Raw genomic sequence first — 833 nt, forward strand, 5'->3', positions numbered from 1 at the left:
CGTTCAACCTTCGACATTCTTAATGAACACATTAATCAGCTATGCCATGAATTAACAGAAGCTGATATTAAAAAGGCAACTTTTTACGAACTACCAGATATAAAAAAACAAGATGAAGAAACCGCTCCAACAAATATAACTGTTAAAAAAATAGAAGGCGAAAAAGCACTCTCTAAATGTTTAGATGCTTATCGCGACCTCTATTTAAACGACCGAGAAAGCGGAAAGTTGTTGCAAAGGTTTCCTGGTCTTTTGTTAGTCAATGACCCTAAAGAAGTTATCAAGTCTAGGGTGAATGCAGTGAATCTTGCCAAAGAAAATTTTAAAAATGCTATTTTGGAAATTTCTAACAATGATGCCAGATTCGAAGCTGTTCATAGTGCAGTTCCTAACTTAATGACTTTAGCTGCCTATCGAAAAATACATAGCGAATCCGAAGCTCCCTATTCCGTTCGATTTACTTGGATGAAAAAACATGCAACCAGAGTTTTGAGTAAAGAACTTGCTATGGAGATGTTGAATCGCTCTTCACTTTATTCAAATCCAAGAATGATAGATCAGGAAAAGTGGCAACAGCTTGTAGAACAAGAAAAATATAGAGTTTCTAGTCTATCAGAAAATGCAAAACTCAGAATTAGAAGGCCAACCCGAGTAACACCTGAGGTGAATGTAAGATATACAGCTCAGAATCGCTATCATGTGAGTGCCGCACTTCCATTTATACTCTTTAACCCGAATCCAGACACTAAACTTGGAGAGCTAAGTCATTTTACACAAAAAGATGATCATCCAAGAAAGCGAGAGTACAACTTTCTAGTCGATAGAATTTATTT

General features: G+C 36.3%; 1 protein-coding gene. It reads left to right on the top strand.

The features are described from left to right. The coding region (locus L1D50_RS23145) for a DNA replication terminus site-binding protein (protein ID WP_239966953.1) at positions 1-833 on the top strand (833 nt) is incomplete at both ends.

The sequence above is a fragment of the Pseudoalteromonas sp. Isolate6 genome (genome assembly GCF_022398435.1).
GTDB lineage: Bacteria > Pseudomonadota > Gammaproteobacteria > Enterobacterales > Alteromonadaceae > Pseudoalteromonas > Pseudoalteromonas galatheae.